The organism is uncultured Gimesia sp. (assembly GCF_937919775.1).
Classification (GTDB): domain Bacteria; phylum Planctomycetota; class Planctomycetia; order Planctomycetales; family Planctomycetaceae; genus Gimesia.
In genome coordinates, this window is the sequence record NZ_CALFPF010000321.1 from 1 (window position 1) to 8,529 (window position 8,529).

Here is an 8,529-nt window from a genome sequence, read left to right on the forward strand (position 1 = left end):
ATTTTATACAAAATAGATCGATTTTTGCTCATAATCGTTTGAGAAGACAAAATGGGCACTGTTTTCGATGCGAAAGGAGATACAACACAGTGCATACCACCAAACGGCTTATGTTCTGCGTGCCGTATGACTTTCCAGACGAGCAGCAGCCTTGAAGTCCTGTCTGATCACGTCTACTATTGCCGGTTTGAAGAGGCAGTGCCGAAATCGGGATGCGGGAGCTGTGGATGCGGTTTTTCAGGCGGGACACCAGCGCGGAAATCACATCAAATCGGAAAAGTTACTGCTGGTTTTGTGATCCATTTCAGAGATGAACGCGTTTCACAAATAAAGACGAAACGTCCGCATTGTGCTTTAAAGCAATTGAGTCAACAAGCGATTACAGATAAGGGATTCGATCATGGCTGAAGATTCCAAGACCAGTGGCGAACAGGAAATGAATCAGGGGTCCCACAAAGATGAGCACCCTTCCAGTATTTATTTAATTTCGTATCCCAAAATTGTATTTCTTTATCCGACCTTACTCGTGTCAATTGTGGCTGCGATTTTCATGACGATTGCAGGCGAATCCGCCCACATCGGCGGGGACCGTGAGCACATGGCGGAAATCATGGCGTTAATTTTTCTGGCAGTTTTTGGCATCAACATGATGGTGATGGCGTTTGACTTCCCCCGCACCACTTCACTTACGCTGTTCTTTCTTGGTGTGGCGATATTTATGGGGGTCTGGATGCTGTTGCGATTCAACCCGGACATCGTACCTTCCCTGACCAGCTTTCTGAAGAGTTTACGTCCGTGGGCCAATTCCCAGATGTACTGGATGTTTTCCGGCATCATGGGGCTGATTTTTATTGGCGTGGGTATCAGTGTCCGCTTTGACTACTGGGAAGTGAGAGGGAACGAGCTGCTGCATCATCATGGTTTTTTAAGTGATCTGGAACGCTTTTCCGCCCCCAATCTAAAAATTGATAAAGAGATCAGTGATATCTTTGAATATCTCCTGCTGCGGTCAGGTCGTCTGGTCCTGCATCCCCGGAATGAACCCCGGGCGATTGTACTGGACAATGTGCCTTTCATTTCCAGCAAGGAAAAACAGATCACCCGCATGCTGGGGGCTCTGCAGGTTCAGGTCAGACAAGACAATAATTAAAAGAGCGCCGAAGGCTGAACCTGTTGTCAGACATCGGTGTCGCTTCTAGAATGCATTCAGCAGCGCAGGTTGCTTTCGAGTTCGGTCAACTTCAGTTTGAAAACAAGATCTATCACCAATTCCGTGTCTGCAGTGGTTTTGGTTTTATTGTGCGTGGAGATTTGGGCAATGGGTAAAAAAGGGAAAAAGAGCGCTTCGAAAGAAGACCCCAACTCACGTACCGTCTGTCAGAATCGCAAAGCACGGCACAATTATGAGATTCTGGATACGCTGGACTGTGGAATTATCCTGGCGGGCAGCGAAGTCAAAAGTGTTCGCGCGAACAAGATTTCCATTGAAGAGGCATTCGCCCGGATGCAGGATGGCGAAGTCTGGTTGTATAACTGCGATATTGCCCTGTATCCTCAGGCCAACACGATGAACCACCAGTCTCGACGCCCGCGCAAACTGCTGATGAAAAAAGCCGAGATCAAGAAGTTTGCAGAGCAAGGCGAAAAGTCCAGCCTGACGCTGATTCCGTTAAGCGTTTATTTTACACGCGGCCTGGTGAAGGTGAAACTGGGAATCGCCAAAGGACGCAAGTTACATGACAAACGCGAGAAGCTCAAATCGGAGACCGCACGCCTGGATATCCAGCGCGCGATGCGCGCCCGGAATAATTAAAGCCCTTTGATATCTTCAAAGGGCTTTAACGGTTCCGCGTGAGTTGTTTTGTCAGACCTTATTCTTCACCGACTTTAGGTTCGGTATATAGGACAAGTTGAACTAACTCCCCCTTCATTGCAGGAGTTCCTGCTTGTGGCTTCTGTAAGTAGACATGGTACTTGAGCTGTCCGGCTTCGGTCACTGGTTTACCCGGAAGGAGTTTTGTTTTGAATCCCATTTGTTCCAACATTTTTTGCGCGGTCTTATAATCTTTTCCTATCATCAAAGGAACTTTGAACGTCACTTGCTGAACGGGTTGTGCGTTTTGAATGGGCCTTTCCATGTTATTGTTTTCAGCAACCGCCGGTACTTTTCCCTGCAATCGGTATTTATCGAGATCGGGGACAAATGGATCTTTGCCAAACAGACCACCGATGAGCCCTCTGCTTTTGTTCGCAACAACGTCCTGAAAGGTATAGACGGTCGACTGGTTTCCACCCGGATGAATCAGTTGTACCGCATGGGGTAAATACGTGTTCGAATCCAGCATGACTTTTGCTTCACTATAATTGGCGGCATCGGATTGTCGGCGGGGTTTCACGGCTATGATAATCCGTTGCGGAGAATGTTCTAATAACTTCAAAAAGTATCGTTTTTTGGCCACCGCCGCCGGCATGCCAAACAGGAATGGCAGCGGCCCCTCCATGATATTCGCTCCACGCGCTCCCAGAGGGATCGGATAGACTTCATAGGATTTATCGTCTTCATTGATCGAAAAGATCCGATTGCCGTCGCAGATCCAGCGTTCGTTGTCTCCCGGTTTCAACTGGTAAGGTTGGCCTTTCGCGTTTCGCTTCTTACCCTGCGCCCCTTTGGGAACTTCCTCACCGGTAATATCGATGCGGCCTTTATCCGGCTGTTCGTAATAGAATTTGCCTTTCGACAGTTTTTCCACCTGGAAGACATCATCATACCAGTAACGAGTATGACTGCCTTCCAGTTTATTAATCTTGCCCGATTCGACTGCCCATTTTTCGAGGATATTCTCCAGATCCTTCGGTAGAACCTCGTCGGCCGGTGCAGGAAGTTGGTTACCTTGATCCAGTTGTGCCTGTGCTTCATTGTTGATCAGCAGCAATGTCAATGCGGTGCAACAGGTGAAAACGAGAGCACTTTGATGTAAAACCAGTTTCGATTTCATTTGTTATCCAAATCCTTCCCTGAATTGCCGTTCTGGCTGATCGATGAGCCAGTGAAACTGGCTGTTGGCCCGATATGATTGAGCAATCCGTTCTGTTGAAGAAGATAGGTCAATTTAGTGAGGTGGGGGGTTGCTTTACGTTGTTGTGAGTTCTGAAATGGTCTATGACCACACGTGGCCGCAGTGTATCAGGAATCAAAAATCCTGACTATCCGTGTTTGTCTGTGCTCTTTACCAGGGGGCTTCCATTAACTGGACAATCTGGTTGGCCAGACTGTCTGTCGCAGTTTTCGTCGCCGTCGCCAGCGATTGCCCGACTTCCGGTGCAAAAGAGGCTTGTGATACTAAATTTACGACATCCGCAGTGATGGGAACCTGCTGTTGAGAGAGAATTCTGCCGCTGCGCATATCTTCCCAGGTCACCTCCACCACAAACTGCAGGTTCAGATTCCGGGGGTCATTATTCTGGGTTGTCCCCAGTACACTTTTGTTGATCTGTTTAATGGTGCCGGTCAGTTTGGTATCTGCTTCGACCCCTTTCGCCAGGCGGAAGGGAGTGCGTGATTGAATTCTCTGCTGGACGGCTTCTGTTAACTGATATTCGAATCCGCGGCGAAATGTCTTGTTTTCAAAGATCGGTACGTAAACCGTCTGCACATCGGGTTGATAAGAATTTCCAACCGTATATCCGCAGCCTGTCAGATCGATCGACAGCAGTGACAGCAGTAACAAATTGACCACAAGACGTTCCATGAATTTATTCAACAGAAATCAGTTTTCTGCCACGAAGTAACAGGTTTTAAAGTTTGATTCTTGCCGGTTCCGCATCTTCTTCCAGGGGGATTTTTCTAATCGGTTCACCTAGATCATCCATTTTCAAACGAGCCGGTGGTTCCAGCCCCGGACTGGCGGCAGGTGTTTTGGCTGGTGCCGGTACGGGAGTGGGAGTCGAATCTGCTTTTCCAAATGACGGCAGGCCGGGCAGGTCTGGCAGAAATGATTTTTTCGGTTCCGGTTGTTCCTCAGTCGGCTTTTTCGGCGTGGCATAGTTCGCCCAGAGATGGCTGGTATTCTCCGCGCCTAATTCAGCCAGTAATTCCCGGGCCTGATTCGCAAAAGTGGATGTGGGATAATGTTCGATCAGCAGGTTACAATAAATGGCTGCCGACTTCGGTTTGCTGCGCCGCATCCAGTATTGCACGTTTTCCCATTCCCGCTTGGCTTTGGCCTGTTCAATTTTTTTCAGCTCATCTTTGAGTCGAGCCTGTTCGGATTCCGGGAAGAGACGTAAGGTGGTCTCTTTCAGTTGTCCCGCGTCAGTCAGTACGGTGTCGTCATACTGGGGTCCCTGATAAGACATGAGTTTGACGTGAGTTCCCAGCATGAAGGCATCTTTGAGGTGCGGGCTTTTGGGATATTCTTCCCGCAGCAGGCTGAAAGTGCGGTCGGCGTCCATGTAACGCCCTTTTTTCAGGTAATGGCTGGCTGTCAGCATCAGTGAATCGTCTGCCAGCGGGCCGGTGGGGTCATGCAGCCAGATGGATTTCAAAGCTTCCAGAGCCCGGTTCTCGGTATCGAAGACGGGGCGCGAGCGGTCGAAAAAATTCGGAGCCAGTGCCCACCGCGATTTCCGCTGCTTGCCATCACTGGGAATTTCCGGAGTTTCTGACCCCGGCTTTTCCAGATTGACCTGCTGAATATCATTGCCGGTGACAATCGACGGTTCCTGCAGCCAGTAACGGGCAATGGTAAAGAGTCGTTTTGTGGTATCGTCCAGATGCCGCGTGGAGGGGAAATCAAGCAACAGTTGATCGTAGCTGTCCTGTGCCCACGAATATTTTTTTTGTTCATATTCGCATTCCGCCACCATGAACTGGGCATCTTCCTTGATCGGATCATTTTTATATTTCTTGACGATGGCTTTGAATTCCTTCTCGGCCTCTTTGTATTGCTTGGCCTGGAATTTTTCGTTCGCCAGTTTGTATTCTGCCGCCCCTAAAGCCGGCTCAATGAACGTTGAACTCTGTTTCTTTTTCCAGAGTGACGCCTGCATGACGCGCTGCATCGGCCCCTGCACACCTTTAATCGTCGGATTATCTACCTCGCTCTTTTTTGACCAGGGAGGTTTCAGCGCAGCAAAATTGGAAGACTTTTCGCCAAACATCGCGCAGCCCGAAATCAATCCGCACAACACCAGTGTCATACAATGGAGCATGGTGCGGGACACACATGAAGATTTATTTTGTAAATCATAAGTGGACATGGTCATCCCTGACTTCCACCCGGAGGATATGAATTGTTTATAGTTGCAGATAGGGCGCCATTTTAGGGCGGCGACCCAGGATATGGGACATGGTTGTGGACAGCAGTTGTCGAATCTCTCGTTGTTGTTGAAGGGATAAGTTCAATCGCTGGGAAAGTTGTGTAGTTTCGTCTGACAGCTTTTGTAATACCGCGATTGTGCCTCGAGAAACACGCACGTTTCCGTGTCGCTGCTGCTCACAATGCCGGCAATACAGGCCGCCGTTACTGGCGTCATAAAGATACGATTCCAACTGCCCTAATTCCTGACCACACCCGGCACAGTATTCGAACTGGGGAAGCTGACCGATCTCCTCTAAAATGGTTAACTCAAATTTTATCAACGATTTCCGGAAATCATCATGTTCCTGCAGGTGTTGTAAGGCTGCATACGCCGCATCATAGAGTTCCGGATGAGGATCATATTCCTCAGTCAGAGCGTCTAATAACTCGGCAATGTAGTAACCCACATACAGGTTGGAAAGACTTCCAGGATAAGGGCGAAAACGATTCACAAGCTGGGCTTCGGTCAATAGATCAAGCCCGCCGGAAGATTTTCGGATGAAGACTATCCGACATGTGGCCAGCAAGTCAATAGCAGCCTCGAACGAGCTTTTCAGTCTCTTTGCACCTTTCGCCAAAGACGCAGTCTTCCCAAAATCCCTGGTAAACCAGGTAATGACTTTGCTCGACTCACTGAAGTCAGCCAGCCGGATAATCAAGCCTTCGGTTTTTTCATTGGACATAAATGCTGCCGGATCAAAATTACTGCGCTCACTCGATCCTACGTCCGGATTGAGCGGGTCTCAGGCAACAACCCCGCCAATACGACGCTGCCGGGACTGCGCGAACTTCCCTCGTTTGATTTTAGGCAGTTCACATCGATTCTGAAAAGGAGCACAGCCTGAAATCACGATCAAGCCGCTGGAAATAAAAAAGCCTGCGAATTACTTCGCAGGCTTTTATGTTGCTGAACGGCAACTAGCGCTCAATTGGAGACACACCGTCAAAAAGAGAGTGTAATCAGATTTTTCCACAGCCCGAAGGCAGTCTCTGTTTGATATTTTTTCATTGTGTCAGCGACTAGCCAATCCTGTGGTGGCGTTTAAAAAACGTCCAGAATGAAGTGACTGCCTTTGTGGTAAGGTCGCTCAGTGGGATAAAAATTGTGCCAGTCTTTGTTGTAGACGGGAATTCTCATATTTTCCGGATAGCGGTAATACAGATTATCGTAGCTTCCCTGTGGTCGCTGGAAATTCTGGGGATAATAAACATAGGGGTAGTAGTAAAATCGATTCCAGTCAGTGGGTTGTCCTCTACCGGCCGCCATTGCATCGGAAGGCGAAAAAGTAGACGTGGCCAACCCAACCACAAACAGGAACAACCCTGCGAGCATGAGACGCCGCACCATTATAGTTCTCTCCTTGCCAGTCAGTAGAATAAAGCGAACAGCCCATCGGGGCCATTTTCATGTTTCAGCGAAAGGAATGCTGAGAAATTCAGGATTCCGCTTTATTTATCGGTCTGATCAAGGGCCTCACAACAGGAAACTTCTGCATAAACGGATTAATCGTCGCAACTAAAACTGTACACGTACACTAAAACATGTGAGTTAGAAGAAACTGCCTGGGAATCTTCAAACGAGCCAGGCCGTCGAGATCCCTTCCATGAACCAGCGATCGAGGGCCGACAGCAGTTCCGATTCGTTGTTCAGATCTGCCTTCAGCGAATTCACAGCCTGCATGTCTGCACCAGTGCTTTCCCACATGCGTGTGACCCACTGAGAAGAGATCTGGCTGTCCGAGTCATCGGCGAGCCGATGGTCCACCAGAATGCGTTTGCCTTTCAGGCTGACACTGGTTGTGCTTTGAAAGTCTGTTTTGTTGAAGTGCCCCTTCAGCAGAGCAGCGCCTGCAAAAAAGCGGGGCGCCTGTAACAGCAATTTCGTAGCGACAGAGCAACCGGCTCCTGTTCCTGCGAGATAGATTCGCCCCTCGTGAATATTGAGCACCTTTTTCAGCTCCTGCACGGTCTGCTGGAGATTGTCGGCAAACTGTTTCACGAACAGGTGGCTGTCGGGCCAATGATAACCATTCGCAGGGGCAGCAGGATCAATGGCAGGGGCACGGAACGAAAGGCCCAGGTAATTCCGCAGACTGATTTGCGGCATGATTTCATGCAAATCATGTTCGGAGCCACTGTCCGGATGCAACCAGATCACCAGAGGATACGCATATCCGGATTCGTATTTTTCCGGGCGAAACAGAGAGACATGTTTGACCGGTAATTTGATCAACGTATCAGACGGGCAGCGATTTCCCGTCATTCTGTCAACAGGCAGGGATTGCGTGAGCTCCGCCCTCTCTGCGTTGATCACGTTTTCAATCCATTTAAGACGCTGTGTATAATCCATTGTCGTTTTACTTTCAGTGAGTAAGTCTGAGGTAAGTCTTAAATGTGGGGAGTAACGGTAGCTTATTCCTGAGCCAATGCAATTTTTGTGGACTGAACTGGAGCTTGTGGGGAGGTGGCTCCCAGGATCACAGGCAGGTCAACAGCCGCAGCCACTTCGCTCATGGGGAAGTATTTTCCGGGACAGGCCGTCGCTTTGACATCGCGATGTCCTTGTACATTTTCACCGGCAATTTTGTATTCTGCTTTGAGCACCCCGACCAGTTTCTTGACGGCCGCCAATTGTGCTTCGGACGGGGGTTCGTTTTCAAAATTTCCAACCAGGCAAATCCCAATCCCTTTCTGGTTGTATTTGTTGTCTCCTGCGTGCGCGCCGTGCATCTGCTCGCGCCAGCGGAATGTGGGTTCGATGCCACCATCGGGCATGCCATTTCCATTTCCAATGACGAAGTGATAACCAATACCCAGCCAGGAATTGCCGGATTTGTCTTTTTTCTTACTATGCAGTTCATGAATGCTTTCCACACTCCCCGTGGTTGAGGCAGTATGATGAATCACGATATATTCCCAGTCACGCGGTTCAGCATCAGGTTTCCAGGGATTTTGTGGTTCAATGGCGATCGTGGGGGGCGTTATAAACAGCGGGGCATTCGGTGCCGGTTTCGCAGTCAGAGAGGGATATTGTCGGATCGGCGCAGGCGAATTAATCGTCACGGGAGGCAGGGATGTACGTTGGGTACAGCCTGAGATCTCAAATGCCGGCAACATCGCAACGCAACACATTATGATGCCCTTCATATTGCTGCCCTCCCTGACAGCC

At 49.2% G+C, this 8,529-nt stretch carries 9 protein-coding genes; 2 read left to right on the top strand and 7 right to left on the bottom strand.

Annotation, left to right across the window (positions count from 1 at the left end):
* The first annotated feature begins 400 nt into the window (after positions 1–400).
* Positions 401–1,150 carry a hypothetical protein gene (locus Q0294_RS08805; RefSeq protein WP_299463505.1) on the top strand — a complete coding sequence of 250 codons (750 nt, stop codon included), beginning with the start codon at positions 401–403 and terminating at the stop codon, positions 1,148–1,150.
* A gap of 168 nt (positions 1,151–1,318) precedes the next feature.
* On the top strand, positions 1,319–1,813 hold the full coding sequence (smpB, locus tag Q0294_RS08810; RefSeq protein WP_299463508.1) for an SsrA-binding protein SmpB: 495 nt from the start codon (positions 1,319–1,321) through the stop codon (positions 1,811–1,813).
* A 58-nt stretch (positions 1,814–1,871) separates the two neighbouring features.
* On the opposite strand, the gene Q0294_RS08815 is transcribed toward smpB, so the two are convergent.
* The 7 genes from Q0294_RS08815 to Q0294_RS08845 form a co-directional block, all read right to left on the bottom strand.
* On the bottom strand, positions 1,872–2,996 hold the full coding sequence (locus Q0294_RS08815; RefSeq protein WP_299463511.1) for a PASTA domain-containing protein: 1,125 nt from the start codon (positions 2,994–2,996) through the stop codon (positions 1,872–1,874).
* 231 nt (positions 2,997–3,227) lie between these two features.
* A complete protein-coding gene (gene lptE, locus Q0294_RS08820; RefSeq protein ID WP_299463514.1) occupies positions 3,228–3,749 on the bottom strand; it encodes an LPS assembly lipoprotein LptE in 522 nt (173 codons plus the stop codon).
* A 46-nt stretch (positions 3,750–3,795) separates the two neighbouring features.
* Positions 3,796–5,259, bottom strand: coding sequence for an outer membrane protein assembly factor BamD (bamD, locus tag Q0294_RS08825; protein WP_299463517.1), 1,464 nt, complete (start codon positions 5,257–5,259; stop codon positions 3,796–3,798).
* A gap of 37 nt (positions 5,260–5,296) precedes the next feature.
* Positions 5,297–6,043 (bottom strand): DNA repair protein RecO, encoded by a 747-nt coding sequence (gene recO, locus Q0294_RS08830; RefSeq protein WP_299463520.1) that lies wholly within the window; start codon positions 6,041–6,043, stop codon positions 5,297–5,299.
* A gap of 359 nt (positions 6,044–6,402) precedes the next feature.
* Positions 6,403–6,708, bottom strand: a complete 306-nt coding sequence (locus Q0294_RS08835; protein ID WP_299463523.1) for a hypothetical protein — start codon at positions 6,706–6,708, stop codon at positions 6,403–6,405.
* A 225-nt stretch (positions 6,709–6,933) separates the two neighbouring features.
* Complete coding sequence (locus tag Q0294_RS08840) at positions 6,934–7,710, bottom strand: hypothetical protein (protein WP_299463526.1); 777 nt, start codon at positions 7,708–7,710, stop codon at positions 6,934–6,936.
* Between the two features lie 62 nt (positions 7,711–7,772).
* On the bottom strand, positions 7,773–8,529 hold a 757-nt coding region (locus tag Q0294_RS08845; RefSeq protein ID WP_366917936.1), incomplete at its 5' end, for a peptidoglycan recognition family protein.